The following is an 18699-nucleotide window of genomic DNA, read 5'->3' on the forward strand; positions in this document are numbered from 1 at the left end:
CAGAGAGGCTTTTGCGAAACGGGCTTTTAAGCCCGTTTTTTTATGCCGACGAGGCTTTCAGTGTCCTGTCAGCCAGGAGTAGATCCTGCCAGGCTTTCCATTTTTCAGCCGGCTGACGCAGCAGGTATGCCGGATGGTAAGTCACGATCACGGGCGTCCGGCGGCCGCCCAGCTCCCGGTAATGCACCGAACCACGCAGACTTTGAATTGAGGCTTCCTGGCCCAGCACCGCATAGGCGGCAGGCCGCCCAAGCACCACGATGACCTGTGGTTGAATCATGGCAATCTGGCGATTCAGAAATCCGTTGCAGGCATCAATTTCCCCGGTTTCCGGCGTCCGGTTCTCCGGTGGGCGGCACTTCACGGCATTGGCAATATAAACGCCCTGATCTCGCTGCAGATTCAGTGCGGCCAGCATGGCATCCAACAGCTTCCCGGCTTTGCCAACAAAGGGCAGTCCGGCGATGTCCTCATCGGCACCCGGCGCTTCACCGACCATCAGCCAGGTCGCCGAGCGATCTCCGGAACCCGGTACGGCCTGCTTTCGCCCAAGGCATAAGCTACAGGCGCGGCATTCACGAATCTCGTTTTCGAGAGTCGTCCAGTCGGTTGCTTCAATGGTTGAAAGCGAAGATGGCACCACCACAGGCTTTGCGGCCGAGTCGCTAACGCGTTCGGTTTTTGCTGGCGGGGTGACTTCGGAGTTTGGCACCCCCGCTGGCACTGGTGCTGCTGAGATCCAGAAAGGATCGATGCCCATGGCGTCCAGCCATTGAGCCTGAGTCAGCTGACGGCGGTTCATCAGACAGATGCGCCACTCAGCGACAGACACATCAGCAAGGCGTGTTCACGGCCAGCTGGTGACCCAGTCTGCAGATTGGCAGGAACGGGATAGTAATTCTTGCGCATGCCGGACATTCTAAAGCCCATTTGCTCATAAAGACTGATCGCTCGGGTATTGCTTTCACGAACTTCCAGAAAAATCTGTGCCGCACCCCGCAGCCGGGCGTTCGCCTCCAGATCTTGCAGGAGGCGTTTGCCCAGCCCCTGACCGACGGCCTCCGGATGCACCGTGATCGTCAGCAGTTCTTCATCATCACCGGCCGTCATCGACATGGTGTAACCGAGCACATAACCCGCCTCATTTTTAAGCACACGGCTGTGCCAGCAACTGCCACCCCGCAGGGCATCCATAAAACTGGTCGAAGACCAGGGGGCATGGTGCTGCATGGCCTCGATAGCGGCCACCGCCGGGACATCCGTCTCGGACATGGGCAGGATCATGACCGTCTGTAAAACAAGCATTTACAGCATTTCGCCAGCGGCCCGTTCGGCGGTGGTCAACGCCACCCGATCACGCACATAAACGGGCAAAGCCTCGGCCGGGTCAACCGCGGTACCGGCCACAAAACCCATGGCACCCAGGCGCGCCAAAGCCTCAGGCGTCGGATAACGAACCTGTGTGTCAATCAGTTGCCGGGCAGCGCACCAGGCAGCCGCGTCCGGGTATTCATCCAGTGCGGTGCCGGCAACATGCAGGCCGACGTTGACGTCATAGGGTAGCTCGTCCAGCGCGCTCGGGTTGACCAGGCAAGCCTCGCCACCGCTGTGCCATACACCGCCCTTAAGAAACCAGTAACCGGCATAAATCTGATTCATCCGTGCATCGAGCAGACTCAATACGTGGGTTGCACCGCTGGTTTCAGAAGCGGCTTCAGCCAGCACCTGCAGCGACGATACCGGCAACAAGGGCTTATCCAGTGCCACAGCCAGCCCCTGGGCTATCGCGGCAGAAACACGCAGCCCAGTAAACATGCCGGGACCGGCATCAAAGGTAATGGCATCCAGCGTGTCCATTGCCCAGCCCAGGGTAGTCAAGGCGGTGCGCACCGCCGGCAATAGCGTTTCTGCATGTGGTTGCCCGGCCGGACAGACAAAGCTCTCGCAGAGAGCCGTCTGAGCACCATCAACACTGACAGATCCCGACCAGAGGGCAAAACCACCTCGGTCCGTCGAGGTCTCAAGACTCAGAATACGTATCATCGGCTGCATCAATGGTGATGGTGGTCGTCATCATGATCATGGTCTTCTTCGTCTGCCAGCTCGCCGAGCAACACCACGGCCTGAGCAATAATGGCTTCCTTGCGACCAACGGCGTCGAGATGCTCATTGGTTTTGGCTTTGACGTTGACATCCTTTTCGGGCAAGCCCAGGTCCGCGGCAATATTCGCGACCATCGCCGGCACATAGCTCGACAGCTTGGGGCTTTGCGCGATGACGGTGCTGTCGATATTGAGGACACCGTAACCGGCTGCCTCAACGCGCTTCATGGCTTCCCGCAGCAAACCGCGCGAATCGGCACCGGTAAAAGCGGCATCCGTATCTGGAAAATGAAAGCCGATATCGCGCAGTCCGGCGCCACCCAGTAAGGCATCGGTAATGGCGTGCAGCAGCACGTCGGCATCGGAATGGCCGGCCAGTCCGTGAGTGTGTGGAATCTCGACACCGCCAATGACGAGTTTGCGGTCGGGTACCAGTGCGTGGATATCATAGCCTTGGCCGATTCGAATCATGAAGTTACTCGCCTTCAGAAAAAGTGGATGCAGCACCGAGAATGGCAGACGCCAGTATCAGATCCTGCGGATAGGTGACTTTAAGGTTGGACAAACTGCCGGCCACAAGCCGGGGTTGCAAGCCGAGCGCTTCGATGGCCGACGACTCGTCAGTCGCTATCGCCGGGTCCACGGCATGTAATGCCTCAATGAGACGCTGCAAAGGAAACATCTGCGGGGTTTGCGCCTGCCAGAGCTGGCGGCGGTCAACGGTTTCATCAACCCGGTCACCGGTTGACGCCCGTTTCATGGTATCTGCTACTGGAATAGCCAGCAACCCACCCACGGCATCGTTACGCAAGGTATTGATCAGGTGGTCCAGCTGGGCCGGCGCCAGACATGGCCTGGCAGCATCATGGACCAGTACCCAATCATCCGGTTTTACATCCGGTTGCGATTGCAACCAACGGATTCCATTGAGCACACTCTCTGCGCGTGAGGTGCCCCCCTGCGGCACCATCACCACCCGCTTAGCCGCGGACTCAGGCAGGCAGGCCGCGCTCCAGTCGGTATCGTCTGGCGATAGCACCACCACCACACGGGCGATGCGGGCATCCGCCAGCAACGCCGCAATGGTGTGCCGGATCAAAGGCACGCCATTCAGTGTCAGATACTGCTTGGGTCTGGGGGCACCAAACCGACTGCCCGAACCGGCAGCAGGAACAATGGCAAAGTATTGTCTGGACATCCCTGAATTCTATCAGTCACCTATAATCTCGGCCTGTCATGATTTTTAGTCGTGACCTGACCTTTTGATCGTTTGCCCCAGGATTCTGCCGTCGTGCCCAGCGCATCACCCCCAAAGACCCATTTGATCCGTTTGCCGCAGCTTCCCGCCGGCGTTTTGCCGCCACGCTTACCGGATGTCGGGCATCGGCACACGCTTGGCGGTATGGCCCAAGGGGCACAGAGCCTGCTCATAGCAGAACTGCTGCGCACGAAAACGCAGCCGCTGCTAGTCGTTTTCACGGCGGACGCCCTGGAACGGCAACGTCTGTTTGAAGAACTGCTATGGCTGGCACCCGATGCGCGGATTCGCCAGTTTCCCGACTGGGAAACCCTGCCCTACGATCCTTTCTCGCCGCACCATGATCTGATCTCGGAACGGTTAGCGACGCTCTCCGCACTCCAGCGTGGCGAGTGCGACATTCTTCTGGCCTCCGTCCAGACGGCACTCCATCGTTTACCGCCGCCGTCTTTTCTGGCGGCTCATTCCTTCAGTTTCCGTCAGAAGCAGGCACTCGACGAAGCGGCGCTGCGCGCCCAGCTGGCGCTGGCCGGCTATCAGGCAGTGACCCATGTTCTGGCCCAGGGTGAGTTTTCCATTCGCGGTGGTCTGATCGATCTCTTTCCGATGGGCAGCGCCCTCCCTTACCGGCTCGATCTATTCGACCGTGAGATCGAAAGTATCAAGACTTTTGATGTCGACACCCAGCGCACGCTGTTCCCGGTGTCTGAAATCCAGCTGCTACCAGCGCGCGAATTTCCGACCGATGATCGCAGCCGTACGCTGTTCCGCCAGCGATTCCGCGAAGTCTTCGAAGGCGATCCCGCCAAGACAGGTATTTATCGCGATGTCTCGCAGGGCACGCTACCGGCAGGGATCGAGTATTACCTTCCGCTCTTCTTCGAAGATAACGAGACTGCCACGCTCATAGACTACCTAGACGGTCAGCATCCGGATCTTCCTCCGCTGGTCTTGTATACCGCCGACCTGAGCGCGCCTATTCAGGGCTTCTGGCAGGAAGTCCGCTCACGCTTCACATTCCACCAGGGTGATCGCGAACGTCCCCTGCTGCCGCCGGAAGCCCTCTTCCTTAATGAAGAAACCTTCTTCACCGAGCTGCAGCATGCGCCACGCCTGTTGCTTGGGGTATATGATCCGCAAACCGCCTTAATGAACAATCTGCCGCCGATGGCGGTGGATCGGCGACTCGAAGATCCGCTCGCGGCATTCCGCGCCTTCATGGACGGCTTTAACGGTAAAGCCGTTGTTCTGGCCGAAAGCCCGGGCCGCCGCGAAAGCATCCTCGCCCTACTGCAGGAAGGCGGCTTCGCCGTCCGCATTGCCGAAACGCTCACTGATGCACTGGATGCCGATGACCGTCTGCAGCTACTGACCGGACCATTGCACCAGGGCTTCCTGCTGCCAGACCTGGCCGTTGTTACCGAGAGCGAGCTGTTCGCCGGCACGCCCCGGCGTAAAAAACTGACCCGCAAGAAAGCCAGTGCTGACAACTGGCTGCGCGATCTCACTGAACTGCGCATTGGCGACCCGGTCGTTCATGAAACGCATGGTGTTGCCCGATATCAAGGGTTAACCCACCTCGACCTGGGCGATGGTGATACCGAATTCATGGTGCTGGAGTTCGCCAACGAAGCCATGCTCTATGTGCCTGTTGCCCAGATGCATCTAATCAGCCGCTATTCCGGCGGTGATCCGGATCATGCCCCACTGCATACGCTGGGCAGTGGTCAGTGGGAGAAGTCAAAACGTAAAGCCGCCCTGCAGGCACGCGATACGGCTGCCGAGCTGCTGGCACTTTATGCCGCGCGTGCGGCACGACAGGGCCATGCCTTCCACTTCGACGAACATGACTATGAACGTTTTGCCGATGGCTTCGGTTTTGAAGAAACCATCGATCAGGCCGTCGCCATTGATGCCGTGTTGTCTGATATGCGCTCGGGTCAGCCCATGGACCGTCTGGTCTGTGGTGATGTCGGTTTCGGTAAAACCGAGGTCGCCCTGCGCGCAGCCTTTGCTGCCGTCGCCGGCGGCAAACAGGTGGCCGTGCTCTGCCCGACCACCCTGCTCTGCGAACAGCACGCCGAGAACTTCCGCAACCGCTTTGCCGAATGGCCGGTCAAGGTGGTCGAGCTGTCGCGCTTCCGCTCCGCCAAGGAAAGTCAGGCTGCGCTGGACGAGATGGCGGATGGCCGGGCCGACATTGTGATTGGCACCCATCGGCTGATTCAGAACGACATCAAGTTCGCTCGTCTGGGCCTGCTCATCATTGATGAAGAACACCGTTTTGGCGTCAAACAGAAAGAACAGCTCAAGGCTTTGCGTGCCGAAGTGGATGTGCTCACGCTCACCGCCACGCCGATTCCACGCACTCTGGCCATGTCGCTGGAGGGGCTGCGCGATTTCTCGGTGATTGCCACGGCACCCCAGAAACGCCTCGCCATTAAAACCTTTGTGCACAATCTGTCGGACGGCATCATCCGGGAGGCCGTGCTGCGCGAGCTGAACCGCGGTGGCCAGGTCTACTTCCTGCACAACGAAGTCGACACCATCGAAAACATGCGGGAACGGCTGGCCAAACTGGTACCGGAAGCCAGCATTGTCATTGGCCACGGACAGATGAATGAGCGCGAACTGGAACGCGTCATGCGTGACTTCACGCAGCAGCGCGCCAACGTCCTGCTTTGTACCACGATTATCGAAACCGGCATCGACAACCCGCACGCCAATACCATACTCATCAACCGGGCCGATAAGTTCGGCCTGGCCCAGCTACATCAGCTGCGTGGTCGCGTTGGCCGATCCCATCATCAGGCGTATGCCTATCTGATGGTGCAGGAAATGAAAGGCCTGACCAAGGCAGCCAAGCAACGACTGGAAGCCATCCAGATGATGGAAGAGCTGGGTTCCGGCTTCTATCTGGCGATGCATGATCTGGAGATCCGCGGCGCCGGTGAAGTGCTCGGCGATTCGCAGTCCGGTGAAATCCTGGAGGTGGGCTTTGCCCTCTTTACCGAAATGCTCAATCGTGCGGTCAAAGCCATGAAGGCGGGCGAAACCCCCGATCTCAGTCAGCCACTGGGTATCGGCACCGAGATCAACCTGCATATTCCCGCCCTATTGCCGAACGCCTACTGCCCTGACGTCCATGAGCGCCTCAACCTCTACAAACGACTCGCCAATAGTGACAGCACTGAAGAATTGACCGAGATGCAGGAAGAGCTGATTGACCGTTTTGGAGCACTGCCGCCGCAGGCAGAATCGTTGATGGCAACCCACCAGGTACGTCTACAGGCCAAAACCTGGGGCATGACCAAAGTTGATCTATCGCAAGACCAGATGGTGATCCAGTTTGGCCCGCAAACCCCGGCGGATCCAATGACCCTGCTCTGGCTGATCCAGAACCGACGTGACCTGAAACTGGCCGGTCAGGATAGAATTATCCTTTCACGGCACATGCCTGCCCTCGCCCTACGGCTCCAGGCATTCCGCGAGCTCTGCGCCACGCTGGAAAAGCCCCCCGCCGAGCTGGCCAAGTTGGCATTTGCCCAGAAGAAAAACCGCTAACCCCCGACAATTTCGTCGAAATCTGAATTTACGTCCGTCCGGAAACACGATCATGACCCAGAGCACCAGCAACCTGCACATCGCCTCTTTTGATCCGATGCCTACACCCGAGGCCATTCAGGCACAGCTACCGCTCACCGATCAGGCGGCCAACACGGTGTCGCGCGGTCGTGCTGAACTGATCAGTATTCTGGAACACCGTGATCCACGCCCCTTTGTGGTCGTCGGTCCCTGCTCGATTCACGACCCCGTCGCCGGGCTCGACTATGCCCGCCGCCTCAAGGCGCTGGCCGATGAGGTCTCTGATGCGCTCATGATTGTTATGCGCGTCTATTTCGAGAAACCGCGCACGACCGTGGGCTGGAAGGGTTATATCAACGACCCGGATATGGACGATTCCTTCAAGGTTGATGCCGGCATGGCCAAGGCCCGCGAATTCCTCCTAGCCGTCAACGAGCTCGGCCTGCCGGCCGGTACCGAAGCACTCGATCCGATCTCGCCGCAGTACCTGGGCGATCTGATTGCGTGGAACGCCATTGGTGCCCGTACCACTGAATCACAGACCCACCGCGAAATGTCGTCCGGCCTATCGACCCCGGTCGGCTTCAAGAATGGCACCAACGGCGATCTCACCATTGCCATCAACGCCATTCTCTCGGCCAGCCGTCCCCACAGCTTCCTCGGTATCAACAGTGATGGCCGCGTTGCCATCGTCCGTACCAAAGGCAACCCTTATGGTCATATCGTGCTGCGCGGCGGTGACGGCCGCCCGAACTACGATACCGTCTCGGTGACTCTGGCAGAAAACGCCATGACCAAAGCCAAGCTCCTTCCGAACGTGATCGTCGACTGCTCCCACGCCAACAGTAACAAGAACCCTGAACTACAACCGCTGGTCATGGCCGATGTCATCAGCCAGATCGTTGCCGGCAACAAGAACATTACCGGTCTGATGATCGAATCCAACATCGTCGCCGGCAACCAGCCGATCCAGGCGGATCGCAACCAGATGACTTACGGTTGTTCGGTCACGGATGGCTGTGTCGATTGGGCCACCACCGAAAAAATGATCCGAGACGCGGCAGAACGTCTGCGTCCTATCCTGACCCAACGCGTAGGCTAAATCGATGGGGGATCTTGTTGTTTACGGCGGCCCGGTACCGACCTATCTGATCGAATCGGTCCAGACACAACTCAAGCCGGCGGCGACCAAGGCACAAGGCGTCCAGGCCATTCGTTTTTCAGGTGTCGCCAGTGACAACCTGCCGGATTCAATACGATCCGGTCTGGCCAACGAGCGGCTGGACTGGGCATTTGTGCCCTCCGATCGCAATATCAACGACTTCAAACTCGTGGTCTTCGACATGGATTCCACGCTGATCAATATCGAATGTATTGATGAGCTGGCGGATTTTGCCGGTCGCAAGGCGGAAGTCTCGGAGATTACCGAAGCTGCCATGCGCGGTGAAATGGACTATCGCGAAAGTCTCAAGAAGCGTGTCGGCGTGCTGGCGGGTCTGAATGCACGCGTGCTTGCCCGTGTATTTTCCGAGCGTCTGCTCCTGAATCCGGGTGCAAGAGAACTGCTGGAAGCCCTGCAAGCTGCGAATATTCACACGGCCCTGCTCTCTGGCGGCTTTACCTACTTTACAGAGCGCCTCCGTATCGAGCTTGGACTCGACTTCGCCACCTCGAACGAACTGGAAATTGTGGGTGGCAAACTCACCGGACATGTGGTCGGCAAGATTATCGATGCCCAGGCCAAAGCTGACACGCTTAAAGCGCTGATGTCAGAATTCGGCCTGCAGCAGCATCAGGTGATGGCCGTTGGTGACGGTGCCAATGACCTACTGATGATGGCCGAGGCCGGCACCTCCGTGGCGTATCACGCTAAACCGGCTACCCAGGCCAAGGCCACACACGCCATCAACCATGGCGGCCTGGATGGCATTCTGACGCTCTACCCCGCCTGAGCTGAGGCAACACAGGCAGAGTTCAGCGGAGATGCATTAAACCGGATTGCGCAAACGGGCGTTAAGCTCGTCAATCACTTCAGCCCAATCGGCATCGTCTTCGATTTCTTCCGCCAGGAAAGTCGCCTGAGAAGCCGACCAGCAAGGGGCTTCATGCAGCAGAAAATGATCAGCTAATGGCCGGTGCTGTTCAATGAAGAGATCAACTTCCTCCGTCTTGCTGGGCAAGCCTAACTGGGCGAACAGGCTGTTGATTGAATGGATGGGAGATTCCATGATTGCCTCCTTGATGAAGCTCAGGGTTTATCGTTCGTCGATCCAGGTTTGCTGAATCGCTTCCAATATACGCTCGCCGCAACGCTTCGGGTCATCGTCAAATTCAGGTAGTGCCATCACCCATTGCATCAGGTCTACAAAATTAATTTTGGTCGGATCCTGATCCGGCTGCGCTTCGATTAGCGCTTCCGCAATATCCAGCGTATCGGTCCATTTCAAAGCCATGGTTTACCTCTTGCCTTCACGGGTCATATTGATCGAATACTTCGGAATTTCAACCACCAGTGGCGTTTCCGCCACAATCGCCTGACACGACAGGCGGGATTCCGGCTCCAGGCCCCAGGCCTTATCGAGAAGATCTTCTTCCAGCTCTTCAGGTTCGTTCAGCGAATCATAGCCTTCACGTACGATAACGTGGCAGGTCGTACACGCACAGGAGCACTCGCAGGCATGCTCAATCTCGATGCCGTTATTGAGCAGCACTTCACAGATCGATTCGCCGACAGGCGCTTCAAGGACCACGCCTTCCGGACAGTATTCGCTATGGGGGAGAACAATCAGTTGGGTCATGCTCTGTTTCCTTGGGGCCTTATGGCTTACTTGATGGCGTATGGAGATCCTGGATCGCCTCTTCCACCGAATCAATGGTTTTACCAGCCAGCGCACGGTTCACTGCCTGGTTCATGCGGCGACCCGCGAATTCCTTGCAGTCGGCATCCAGGTCATCCATCGCAATGGTGATCTGACGACGGTTACCGGAAAGAATGGCCGTCTGTAATTTCACAATGCCGGATTCGATGTGTTTAAACTCACTATCATCCAGCAGATGACGATCTTCCGTCAGCGCCGAGCGCACGGCCTCGATCAGACGCTGGGCATCGACCTGAGTTTCTTTCAGCGCACGCGTCTGTGCATCATCACGGGCGTGATCGACTGAGGCTTTGAGCATCCCGGTGATCTGATCATCGGAGAGGCCATAGGATGGCTTTACTTCCACATGGGCTTCAACCCCGGTGGTCTGCTCACGCGCCGTCACAGACAGCAGCCCATCGGCATCCACCTGGAAGGTCACGCGAATGCGTGCTGCGCCGGCCACCATCGGCGGAATACCGCGCAGCTCGAAACGCGCCAATGAACGGCAGTCATCCACCAGCTCTCGTTCACCCTGCACCACATGCACCATCATGGCGGTCTGACCGTCACGATAGGTCGTAAATTCCTGGGCCCTTGCCACGGGCAATGTGGAGTTGCGCGGAATCACTTTCTCGACCAGGCCACCCATGGTTTCCAGACCCAGCGACAGCGGAATCACATCGAGCAGCAGCCAGTCTTCACCGGGTGCACGGTTACCCGCCAGCAGGTTGGCCTGCACGGCCGCTCCTAGGGCCACCACTTTATCCGGGTCCAGGTTGTTCAGCGGTTCCTGCTTGAAGAACTCGCCGACGGCCCGCTGAATCAGCGGAATGCGCGTCGCACCCCCCACCATCACCACGCCCTGGATGTCTTCCGGGCGTAGTCCGGCATCACGCAGGGTTTTCTTGACGGGTTGCAAGGTTTTGGAAACCAGCGTCTGGCTGATCTCGGCAAAGGTGGCCATATCAATGGTCACGTCGACAATTTCGCCCGACGCCAGCCGCGCTGTAATCGGAGCCTCCGGATGGGTCGACAGGTATTCCTTGGCTTCGCGCGATCGCAGCAACAGCAATGCCGTGTCTTCAATGGCCGGCGGTGATTTGAGCTGTGCCTGTTCCAGCACCCAGCAATAGATACGGCGGTCGAAGTCGTCGCCCCCTAGAGCGGAGTCGCCGCCCGTGGCCAGCACTTCGAAAATGCCTCGGGTCAGCCGCAGAATAGAAATATCAAAGGTGCCGCCGCCCAGATCGTACACGGCATACACCCCTTCAGCAGCGTTATCCAGACCGTAAGCGACGGCGGCCGCCGTCGGTTCATTGAGCAGGCGCAGGACATTCAGGCCGGCCAAACGTGCGGCATCTTTCGTCGCCTGGCGTTGTGCATCATCAAAATAGGCGGGCACGGTGATCACCGCGCCCACAATATCCTGCTTCAAGGTCTGTTGCGCGCGGTCGTTGAGCACCCGCAGAATCTCGGCCGACACCTCGACCGGTGTCTTGACGCCCTGTCGGGTTTTAACGCTGACCATACCCGGCACATCGACCAGATCCAGCGGCAGATTCTCACGGTGCGCGATATCTGAGATTGATCGGCCCATCAAGCGCTTGACCGAAGCAATGGTGTTTTTGGGGTCTTTAGCGATTGCCTTCAGGGCATCGTAGCCAACCTTTACTGAGCCATCTTCCTGGTAACGTACCACCGACGGTACCAGTGCACGGCCTTCCGCATCATTCATCACATGCGACATGCCCTGACGTACACTGGCCACCAGAGAATTGGTGGTGCCCAAATCAATGCCGATGGCGTGGCGTGTCTGGTGTGGTAAAGGGCTTTGGCCGGGTTCGGCGATTTGCAGTAGTGCCATATAAGTTCAACAACCGTTCATGAATGCAGGCTCAGAGATCTTCCAGCGCAAAGATGGCGTCTTCGATCTCATCCCGTAATTTTTCCAGAAACATCAGGCGGCGCACACCCTCAACCGCTGATTGCATCAGATTTTTATCGCCTGCAGCGTGATCCAGTGCGTGGCCCAGATCGGCATAGGCATCACGGATATCATCGGCGATTGCCGACTGTAGCGCTTCCAGCGCGCCAGTATCTCTGGCGGCGCGGGCATCCGCCACCTGCTCCCGCCACATCATCTGACTCATCAGGAAGTCCGCTGACATGGCTGTGTTTGATTCGGCAGCAACATCAACGCCAGCCAGCTCGAGCAGATACATCGCTCGCTTGAGCGGCGAACGCAAAGTCTGATAGGCGGCATTGATTTGCGTCGCCAGCATCATGGATGCCCGACGTGAGGCATCATCCGATGCCGCAAAGCGATCCGGATGCACTTCCCGCTGTAACAGGCGGAAACGATCATCCAGCATGGCCGTGGTCAGTTTAAACTGTCTGGGCAGGCTCAGCAGCGTGAAATAGTCAGCACCCAACAAGTCTGCCGTGACGGCGTTTGCAGCCGTCATCAACGGTGTAATGCTGGGGGCCGAGGCCACATCAGACATGGAAAGACTCACCACAACCACACTCATCTTTGACGTTGGGGTTGTTGAACTTGAATCCTTCGTTAAGGCCTTCGCGCACGAAGTCCAATTCGGTACCGTCCAGATAAGCCAGGCTCTTTGGATCAATCACGATCTTGACGCCATGCGTCTCAAAGACCGAATCTTCGTCGTTGAGTTCGTCCACATATTCCAAGCGGTAGGCCATGCCCGAACAGCCGGCCGTGCGCACACCGAGGCGCAGGCCGATGCCCTTACCGCGTTGCGTCAGCGCCTTACCAACATGCTTAGCGGCGGCTTCTGTCATCGTCACACTCATGATGCACTCTCCAAGTCGTGACCGGTTCAGGAACCCTGCTTCTTCTTATAGTCGGCAACCGCCGCCTTGATAGCGTCTTCCGCCAGGATCGAACAGTGAATCTTCACCGGTGGCAATGCCAGCTCTTCAGCAATCGCCGTGTTCTTGATTTCCAGCGCTTCGTCCACGCTCTTGCCCTTGACCCATTCGGTCACCAGCGAGCTGGAGGCAATCGCCGAACCGCAACCGTAGGTCTTGAACTTGGCGTCTTCGATCACGCCTTCTTTGTTGACCTTGATCTGTAGTTTCATCACGTCGCCACAGGCCGGCGCACCGACCATGCCGGTACCGACACCGGCTTCTTCTTTGTCGAAGGAACCGACGTTACGGGGATTCTCGTAGTGATCAATCACTTTGACGCTGTATGCCATTTTTTGACTCCTTCAAAATCTATTGAATCAGGGCGCTTAGTGCGCGGCCCACTGAACCGTGTTGAGATCGACGCCTTCCTGAACCATTTCCCATAAAGGTGATAGTTCACGCAGGCGGCCAATCTGTTTGTGCAGCAGATCCACCGTGTAGTCGATCTCTTCTTCCGTCGTGAAACGGCCGATCGAGAAGCGGATCGACGAATGTGCCAACTCGTCGGTCAGACCCAGTGCGCGCAGCACATAGGACGGCTCCAGAGAAGCTGACGTACAGGCCGAGCCGGATGATACAGCGATATCCTTGACCGCCATGATCATAGACTCGCCTTCCACATAAGCAAAGCTCAGATTCAGGTTGTGCGGCACACGGTGTTCCAGATCGCCGTTGACGTAAATCTCCGGCATATCCGACAAACCCTTGAGCAGACGATCACGCAACGCCGTAATACGCTTATTTTCTTCATGCATTTCCAGACGGGCCAATCGGAAGGCTTCGCCCATGCCGACAATCAGGAAGGTGGCCAGCGTGCCGGAACGCATGCCGCGCTCATGACCACCACCGTGCATCTGGGCTTCCAGGCGCACACGTGGCTTACGACGCACGTACAGCGCACCGATGCCCTTCGGGCCATAGGTCTTGTGGGCCGAGAAACTCATCAGATCAACCTTGAGCTTCGACAGATCGATATCGATCTTGCCGGTCGCCTGGGCCGCATCGACATGGAACAGAATGCCCTTGCCGCGGAGTAGTTCACCAATCTCTGCGATCGGCTGGATCACACCGATTTCGTTATTGACGGCCATGATCGACACCAGAATGGTATCGGGGCGTAGTGCCGCTTCCAGCGCAGCCATATCAACCAGGCCGTTCGGCAGCACATCCAGATAAGTAACATCAAAACCCTGACGTTCCAGCTCGCGCATCGTATCAAGCACGGCTTTGTGTTCCGTCTTCAGCGTAATCAGATGCTTGCCTTTACCCTGGTAGAAATTGGCAGCACCCTTGATCGCCAGATTGTTGGCTTCGGTGGCACCCGAAGTCCAGACGATTTCTTTGGGATCGGCATTCACCAGCGCGGCAACTTCCTCACGCGCGTTTTCAACAGCGGCTTCAGCATCCCAACCGTACTGGTGGGAACGCGAGGCCGGGTTGCCAAACTTTTCGGTCAGATAAGGCAGCATTACCTCGACCACGCGCGGGTCGATAGGGGTGGTTGCCGAATAGTCCAGATAAATAGGGAACTTCATAATCAACTCCAGAGAAAACCGTCAGGCCACCGCCGCAAAGCGCTGTAACTGACTCAAAACCTTATCCAGTTGACCTGTAAGACGGTCAACATCCTTTTGTGAGGTGGCGACATGGGCCATCATGCCGAGACTGATGCGAATGGCCCCTTTGGCCAGCACGGGGTCAACCCCCATCGCCAGCAACACCGGTGAAACACCCTGCTTGCCCGAACCGCAGGCCGCGCCACTGGCAATCGCCACATCCTGACGATCCAGCAAGGCCACCAGCGTTTCACCGTCAATGCCCGGAAACGCGGCAAAAATCGTATTCGGTAAACGCGCAGCCGTCGATGCAAAGACCACGGCGCCACGGGCTTGCAACCAGCTTTCCAGTTGCTGCTGTTGTGCACGGGCGACGCGGGAACGTTGTTCGAGATCAGCAACCGCCTTGGTACAGGCAATACCCAGCCCCACAATGGCCGCCACATTCTCGGTGCCGGCACGCAGACCCTGCTCCTGACCACCGCCATAAACCAGCGGTGACAACACCACCTGGTGGTCGCGAATAAGTGCCGCAGCCCCCTTGGGGCCACCAATTTTATGGCCGGAGATCGTCATGGCATGACCACCAGCCGCCTTGAACGCGTCAAAACTGAGCGGATACTTACCCAGTGCCTGAACGGCATCGGTATGCATATAGGTCTCGGCATAGCCACGGTCGCGGAAAGCGGCTGCCAACGCTGATACGGGCTGCAATACGCCGGTCTCATTGTTGGCGGTCATCACGGTCAGCAAGCGCGTCTCTGCCGGCAAAGCCGCAACAGATTCATGACCGACCTGCCCAGCAGCATCTACGGCCAGGTGATTCACCGACCAGCCACGCCGGCCCAGGGCACGCACAGGTTCTGCCACGCACGGGTGTTCAATCGCCGAACAGGCCATCGCAGCCGGCGGATGTCCGGCTTCCAGCCAAGCATCCGCCACACCACGAACCACCAGGTTGTTGGCTTCGCTACCACTGGCGGTAAATATGACTTCGGAGGGCGCGGCATCCAGCGCCGCGGCCACCTGCTCGCGCGCCTGTTCAATGGCACGCCGGGCTTCACGACCAGCCGTGTAGGTCGCCGAGGGATTGGCAAAACTGGCGCTCAGAAAAGGCAGCATCGCTTCAAGCACACACGGATCCAACGGTGTGGTGGCATTGTGATCGAAGTAAGCGGCAGTCATGGCAATACAGATATCAGGCAGCGTGAGCGACACCAAAAGACACCGGCTGGTTCACCGGCTTGTCTTTCTGCGCAGCGACTTTGAGACGCTGTTTCTCTACCAGATCCGACAAGCTCACCGAAGCCAGGTAATCCAGCATCTTGCGATTCAGTGTGGCCCATAGATCATGCGTCATGCAACGGTGATCTGATTTGCAGTTCTCACGGCCGCCGCATTGCGTCGCATCCAGTGGTTCATCCACCGCCAGAATGACATCCGCGATGGAAATCTCTGCCGCAGCTCTACCCAGGCAGTAACCACCGCCGGGACCGCGCACACTTTCCACGATCTGATGGCGGCGCAGTTTGGCGAACAACTGCTCGAGGTAGGACAAGGAAATGTTCTGACGCTCACTGATCGCCGACAGCGTAACCGGGCGCTCGCCACCATTGAGGGCCAGGTCAATCATGGCAGTCACTGCAAAGCGGCCTTTGGTCGTTAATCTCATGGTGCCTCCCGTGGGGATGGGGAAATAAGACTGGAGTATTCGAGTCAGGAAGATTTGGAATCGTTATTAAACCTGAGTATTAAAGTCAACTATAGAGTGCGCGCACTGATTAGTCAACTATTTTGCTCAGGTATTGCGGATCAAATTTATCCGCCACGGCATTCGCCTCTTCCACCGGTACACCGGAGGCTTCCAGTTTCTTCAGCAAGGCCGCCAGACGCTGATCGGTTTCTGCCGCATGCTCTAGGAGCGCATGCAGGGCTTTAGCGTAAGGGTCGCTGGCATCACGGTTGATGGCATAGGCCGTAAAGCCCAGTTTGGCGCTTTGCGGCGTCACTGATTCGGCTTTGTCGTTTTCAATAATCCGTGCCGGATTACCCACCGCCGTTGCCCCTGCCGGGACGTCTTTAACCACCACGGCATCACTGCCGACACGGGCACCAGCACCCACCGTAATGGGCCCCAGGACTTTAGCGCCAGCGCCAATAACCACGCCCGACTGCAAGGTTGGATGACGACGGCCCTTGTTCCAGCTCGTGCCGCCTAGCGTGACACCATGATACAGCGTGACATCGTCTTCAATCACGGCTGTTTCACCGATCACAACACCCATGCCGTGGTCGATGAAAAAACGACGGCCAATCGTCGCGCCCGGGTGAATTTCTATCCCGGTCAGAAAACGGGATATATGCGAAAGGAATCGCGCCAGCCAGTAAAAATGCCACTGCCACAGACGATGCGACACACGGTGAAAAAGCATGGCATGGACACCCGGATAGCATGTCACAATCTCCAGCGTCGAACGGGCGGCTGGATCGCGATCAAAAATCGACCGGATGTCTTCACGGATGGCTTTGAAAATAGGCATCTAACAGCTTGTTTACAGGTTGTTTCTCGACAGGTTTTGCCTCAGACATGGCTGCATCTGTCGCAGAAGAATTTATTCGATAATTGTACTAATCCCGAGTTTTTTAATCAACCTTGTGCGGCATACTCAGGGCGGTAACAATGCCGCGCAGAATATTCACTTCGTCCGTCTCCAGACGGGTCCGCTCGAAAATGCGACGAATTTTGGGCATCAAACGACGCGGCCGCAGCGGATCATGAAAGCCCACCTCAATCAACGCGGCCTCAAGTTGCGCATAGAAACCTTCAACCGCACCCACGGTTGCTACCGGTGAGGCATAACGCGTGGCACCTGTCTCAACCACGGCCTGAACACCCGAGGCCTCGCGCAGCAGATAGGTCATGATCTGTACCGCTGCCCCCAGGTTCAGGGAACCATAATCCGGATTCGTCGGAATACTCACCTCAGCCCGGCAATGCTGCAGCTCTTCATTGGTCAGGCCATTCGTTTCATTGCCAAAAACAAAAGCTGAGCAACCGGTATGGCTACCGCTATCCCCATCTCCGTTTTCACCCTGCGCCCACAACAATCGGGCTGCATCAATAGCTGCACGGGGTGACATCGGCTCGGGACCGAGTTCCCGTGCGCGCACCGTCATCCCGAAGGCACCGGCGCAACCCGATAGCGCCGTAGCCAAATCATTCACGACCCGGCAATTATCCACCAAGTCTGCGGCGCCCGACGCACGGCGGATCGCCACCTCGTCAATCTCGCACAGCGGATTGACCAGCACCAGCTGCGCGCCATGGACCAGCCCCATGGTTTTCATCGCCCGGGCTACGGCACCAATATTGCCGGGATGCGATGGGCGGCACAACACGATGCGCTGGCACGCCAGGAATGTGTCGCCGGGGATGGCCAGAACCGGCGGTTCAGCGGAAGAAAAAGTTGTGTTCATATCGATTCATTGATGCAGACAAGGTCGACCGACAGCCGCCCAGCAGGTACAATACGGGTATTCGCGCAAACAAACCTGTTTGCCATTTTGCTCTGTGTCCCTGATATGCATCCCTTTCTTAATGTTGCCGTTAAGGCCGCACGTCGTGCCGGTCAAATCATCAACCGAGCCGCGCTCGATATCGAAAATCTGCAGGTTGCCCGTAAGGGCCAGAGTGATTACGTTACCCAGGTAGACCGCGCTGCTGAGGATGCCATCAAGGAAATCCTGACCGAAGCCTATCCGAGCCACGGCATTCTAGCCGAAGAATCGGGTGCCACTGCGCCGGAAGCCGAGTTCCAGTGGATTATCGATCCGCTCGACGGCACCACCAACTTTATTCATGGTTTTCCGCAGTACGCCATTTCCATCGCCCTCACCCAGAACGGCCAGCTGGCCCATGGCGTGGTTTACGATCCGATGCGTAACGAAATCTTCACCGCTAGCAAAGGTAGCGGTGCATTCCTCAATGACCGCCGCATTCGCGTCAGCCGTTGCGACCGCCTGAACGACTCGCTGATCGGTACCGGTTTCCCCTATCGTATCTTTGATCGTGTTGATCAGTACATGGATGCCTTCAAGGAACTCACCAGCAAAACGGCCGGCATGCGCCGCCCTGGTGCCGCCTCGCTGGATCTAGCTTATGTCGCCGCCGGTCGCCTGGATGGCTTCTGGGAGTTCGGCCTGGCCCCTTGGGACATGGCTGCCGGCACACTGCTCATACTGGAAGCGGGTGGATTTGCCACCGATCTCAAGGGCGACGGTAACTACCTCAAGTCAGGCGACATCGTGGCCGGCACCCCCAAAGTGCACACCCCGTTGCTGCAGATTGTTCAGAAGCACCTGAAGGCCCCTGCCGCCTAATACGCCAGTCATGCGCG

General features: G+C 57.7%; 21 protein-coding genes. 4 read left to right on the plus strand and 17 right to left on the minus strand.

The window, feature by feature from the left end; genetic code table 11:
- Window positions 1-40: 40 nt before the first annotated feature.
- From AC3GOJ_RS06660 to ispD, 5 genes are read right to left on the minus strand one after another with little or no spacing between them, the layout of a single operon-like run.
- Window positions 41-802 carry a uracil-DNA glycosylase gene (locus AC3GOJ_RS06660; RefSeq protein ID WP_488236684.1) on the minus strand — a complete coding sequence of 254 codons (762 nt, stop codon included), beginning with the start codon at window positions 800-802 and terminating at the stop codon, window positions 41-43.
- On the minus strand, window positions 802-1305 hold the full coding sequence (gene rimI, locus AC3GOJ_RS06665; protein ID WP_488236685.1) for a ribosomal protein S18-alanine N-acetyltransferase: 504 nt from the start codon (window positions 1303-1305) through the stop codon (window positions 802-804). Before rimI ends, AC3GOJ_RS06660 begins: the two co-directional genes overlap by 1 nt.
- On the minus strand, window positions 1306-2043 hold the full coding sequence (tsaB, locus tag AC3GOJ_RS06670; protein WP_488236686.1) for a tRNA (adenosine(37)-N6)-threonylcarbamoyltransferase complex dimerization subunit type 1 TsaB: 738 nt from the start codon (window positions 2041-2043) through the stop codon (window positions 1306-1308).
- Window positions 2044-2051: 8 nt separating this feature from the next.
- Window positions 2052-2573 (minus strand): 2-C-methyl-D-erythritol 2,4-cyclodiphosphate synthase, encoded by a 522-nt coding sequence (gene ispF / locus AC3GOJ_RS06675; protein ID WP_488236687.1) that lies wholly within the window; start codon window positions 2571-2573, stop codon window positions 2052-2054.
- A 4-nt stretch (window positions 2574-2577) separates the two neighbouring features.
- Window positions 2578-3300 carry a 2-C-methyl-D-erythritol 4-phosphate cytidylyltransferase gene (ispD, locus tag AC3GOJ_RS06680; RefSeq protein ID WP_488236688.1) on the minus strand — a complete coding sequence of 241 codons (723 nt, stop codon included), beginning with the start codon at window positions 3298-3300 and terminating at the stop codon, window positions 2578-2580.
- Window positions 3301-3504: 204 nt separating this feature from the next.
- Here ispD and mfd point away from each other — a divergent pair, with 204 nt between their 5' ends.
- Genes mfd through serB form a run of 3 tightly spaced genes read left to right on the plus strand, consistent with a single transcriptional unit; the run spans window position 3505 to window position 8897 of the window.
- The gene (gene mfd, locus AC3GOJ_RS06685) at window positions 3505-6924 is read left to right on the plus strand and encodes a transcription-repair coupling factor (protein WP_488236711.1); all 3420 of its coding nucleotides are present in this window, start codon (window positions 3505-3507) and stop codon (window positions 6922-6924) included.
- A gap of 52 nt (window positions 6925-6976) precedes the next feature.
- Window positions 6977-8047, plus strand: coding sequence for a 3-deoxy-7-phosphoheptulonate synthase (locus AC3GOJ_RS06690; protein ID WP_488236689.1), 1071 nt, complete (start codon window positions 6977-6979; stop codon window positions 8045-8047).
- A 4-nt stretch (window positions 8048-8051) separates the two neighbouring features.
- A complete protein-coding gene (serB, locus tag AC3GOJ_RS06695; RefSeq protein WP_488236690.1) occupies window positions 8052-8897 on the plus strand; it encodes a phosphoserine phosphatase SerB in 846 nt (281 codons plus the stop codon).
- Window positions 8898-8933: 36 nt separating this feature from the next.
- Here the strand turns inward: serB and AC3GOJ_RS06700 are convergent, their stop codons facing one another.
- From AC3GOJ_RS06700 to AC3GOJ_RS06755, 12 genes are all read right to left on the minus strand, one after another.
- Complete coding sequence (locus AC3GOJ_RS06700; protein WP_488236691.1) at window positions 8934-9173, minus strand: DUF2789 domain-containing protein; 240 nt, start codon at window positions 9171-9173, stop codon at window positions 8934-8936.
- Between the two features lie 27 nt (window positions 9174-9200).
- Window positions 9201-9392, minus strand: coding sequence for a Fe-S cluster assembly protein IscX (gene iscX / locus AC3GOJ_RS06705; RefSeq protein ID WP_488236712.1), 192 nt, complete (start codon window positions 9390-9392; stop codon window positions 9201-9203).
- Between the two features lie 9 nt (window positions 9393-9401).
- Entirely contained in the window at window positions 9402-9743 is a 342-nt protein-coding gene (fdx, locus tag AC3GOJ_RS06710) for an ISC system 2Fe-2S type ferredoxin (RefSeq protein ID WP_488236692.1), read from the minus strand.
- Window positions 9744-9762: 19 nt separating this feature from the next.
- Window positions 9763-11670 (minus strand): Fe-S protein assembly chaperone HscA, encoded by a 1908-nt coding sequence (gene hscA / locus AC3GOJ_RS06715; RefSeq protein ID WP_488236693.1) that lies wholly within the window; start codon window positions 11668-11670, stop codon window positions 9763-9765.
- A gap of 31 nt (window positions 11671-11701) precedes the next feature.
- Complete coding sequence (gene hscB / locus AC3GOJ_RS06720; protein ID WP_488236694.1) at window positions 11702-12310, minus strand: Fe-S protein assembly co-chaperone HscB; 609 nt, start codon at window positions 12308-12310, stop codon at window positions 11702-11704.
- Window positions 12303-12626 (minus strand): iron-sulfur cluster assembly protein IscA, encoded by a 324-nt coding sequence (gene iscA / locus AC3GOJ_RS06725; RefSeq protein ID WP_488236695.1) that lies wholly within the window; start codon window positions 12624-12626, stop codon window positions 12303-12305. The genes hscB and iscA overlap by 8 nt, the downstream gene beginning before the upstream one ends.
- Window positions 12627-12652: 26 nt before the next feature.
- Window positions 12653-13036, minus strand: a complete 384-nt coding sequence (gene iscU / locus AC3GOJ_RS06730) for a Fe-S cluster assembly scaffold IscU (protein WP_488236696.1) — start codon at window positions 13034-13036, stop codon at window positions 12653-12655.
- A gap of 36 nt (window positions 13037-13072) precedes the next feature.
- Complete coding sequence (locus AC3GOJ_RS06735) at window positions 13073-14284, minus strand: IscS subfamily cysteine desulfurase (RefSeq protein WP_488236713.1); 1212 nt, start codon at window positions 14282-14284, stop codon at window positions 13073-13075.
- Between the two features lie 18 nt (window positions 14285-14302).
- Entirely contained in the window at window positions 14303-15520 is a 1218-nt protein-coding gene (locus AC3GOJ_RS06740; RefSeq protein WP_488236697.1) for a cysteine desulfurase family protein, read from the minus strand.
- On the minus strand, window positions 15501-15974 hold the full coding sequence (gene iscR, locus AC3GOJ_RS06745; RefSeq protein WP_488236698.1) for a Fe-S cluster assembly transcriptional regulator IscR: 474 nt from the start codon (window positions 15972-15974) through the stop codon (window positions 15501-15503). Before iscR ends, AC3GOJ_RS06740 begins: the two co-directional genes overlap by 20 nt.
- A 109-nt stretch (window positions 15975-16083) precedes the next feature.
- Window positions 16084-16836 (minus strand): serine O-acetyltransferase, encoded by a 753-nt coding sequence (gene cysE, locus AC3GOJ_RS06750; RefSeq protein ID WP_488236714.1) that lies wholly within the window; start codon window positions 16834-16836, stop codon window positions 16084-16086.
- Between the two features lie 109 nt (window positions 16837-16945).
- Window positions 16946-17779: an RNA methyltransferase gene (locus tag AC3GOJ_RS06755; RefSeq protein ID WP_488236699.1), complete on the minus strand. Its 834-nt coding sequence runs from the start codon at window positions 17777-17779 to the stop codon at window positions 16946-16948.
- A gap of 105 nt (window positions 17780-17884) precedes the next feature.
- Here AC3GOJ_RS06755 and AC3GOJ_RS06760 point away from each other — a divergent pair, with 105 nt between their 5' ends.
- Entirely contained in the window at window positions 17885-18682 is a 798-nt protein-coding gene (locus AC3GOJ_RS06760) for an inositol monophosphatase family protein (RefSeq protein ID WP_488236700.1), read from the plus strand.
- Window positions 18683-18699 lie beyond the last annotated feature (17 nt).

Source organism: Fluviibacter sp. (genome assembly GCF_057744235.1).

Coding starts and splice junctions, on each gene's coding strand:
- ispF (WP_488236687.1), bottom strand. CDS start 2,573: ATGATTCGAATCGGCCAAGGCTATGATATCCACGCACTGGTACCCGAC.
- tsaB (WP_488236686.1), bottom strand. CDS start 2,043: ATGATACGTATTCTGAGTCTTGAGACCTCGACGGACCGAGGTGGTTTT.
- serB (WP_488236690.1), top strand. CDS start 8,052: ATGGGGGATCTTGTTGTTTACGGCGGCCCGGTACCGACCTATCTGATC.
- iscR (WP_488236698.1), bottom strand. CDS start 15,974: ATGAGATTAACGACCAAAGGCCGCTTTGCAGTGACTGCCATGATTGAC.
- hscB (WP_488236694.1), bottom strand. CDS start 12,310: ATGTCTGATGTGGCCTCGGCCCCCAGCATTACACCGTTGATGACGGCT.
- AC3GOJ_RS06755 (WP_488236699.1), bottom strand. CDS start 17,779: ATGAACACAACTTTTTCTTCCGCTGAACCGCCGGTTCTGGCCATCCCC.
- AC3GOJ_RS06700 (WP_488236691.1), bottom strand. CDS start 9,173: ATGGAATCTCCCATCCATTCAATCAACAGCCTGTTCGCCCAGTTAGGC.
- rimI (WP_488236685.1), bottom strand. CDS start 1,305: ATGCTTGTTTTACAGACGGTCATGATCCTGCCCATGTCCGAGACGGAT.
- AC3GOJ_RS06660 (WP_488236684.1), bottom strand. CDS start 802: ATGAACCGCCGTCAGCTGACTCAGGCTCAATGGCTGGACGCCATGGGC.
- AC3GOJ_RS06760 (WP_488236700.1), top strand. CDS start 17,885: ATGCATCCCTTTCTTAATGTTGCCGTTAAGGCCGCACGTCGTGCCGGT.
- hscA (WP_488236693.1), bottom strand. CDS start 11,670: ATGGCACTACTGCAAATCGCCGAACCCGGCCAAAGCCCTTTACCACAC.
- AC3GOJ_RS06690 (WP_488236689.1), top strand. CDS start 6,977: ATGACCCAGAGCACCAGCAACCTGCACATCGCCTCTTTTGATCCGATG.
- ispD (WP_488236688.1), bottom strand. CDS start 3,300: ATGTCCAGACAATACTTTGCCATTGTTCCTGCTGCCGGTTCGGGCAGT.
- iscA (WP_488236695.1), bottom strand. CDS start 12,626: ATGAGTGTGACGATGACAGAAGCCGCCGCTAAGCATGTTGGTAAGGCG.
- fdx (WP_488236692.1), bottom strand. CDS start 9,743: ATGACCCAACTGATTGTTCTCCCCCATAGCGAATACTGTCCGGAAGGC.
- mfd (WP_488236711.1), top strand. CDS start 3,505: ATGGCCCAAGGGGCACAGAGCCTGCTCATAGCAGAACTGCTGCGCACG.
- iscU (WP_488236696.1), bottom strand. CDS start 13,036: ATGGCATACAGCGTCAAAGTGATTGATCACTACGAGAATCCCCGTAAC.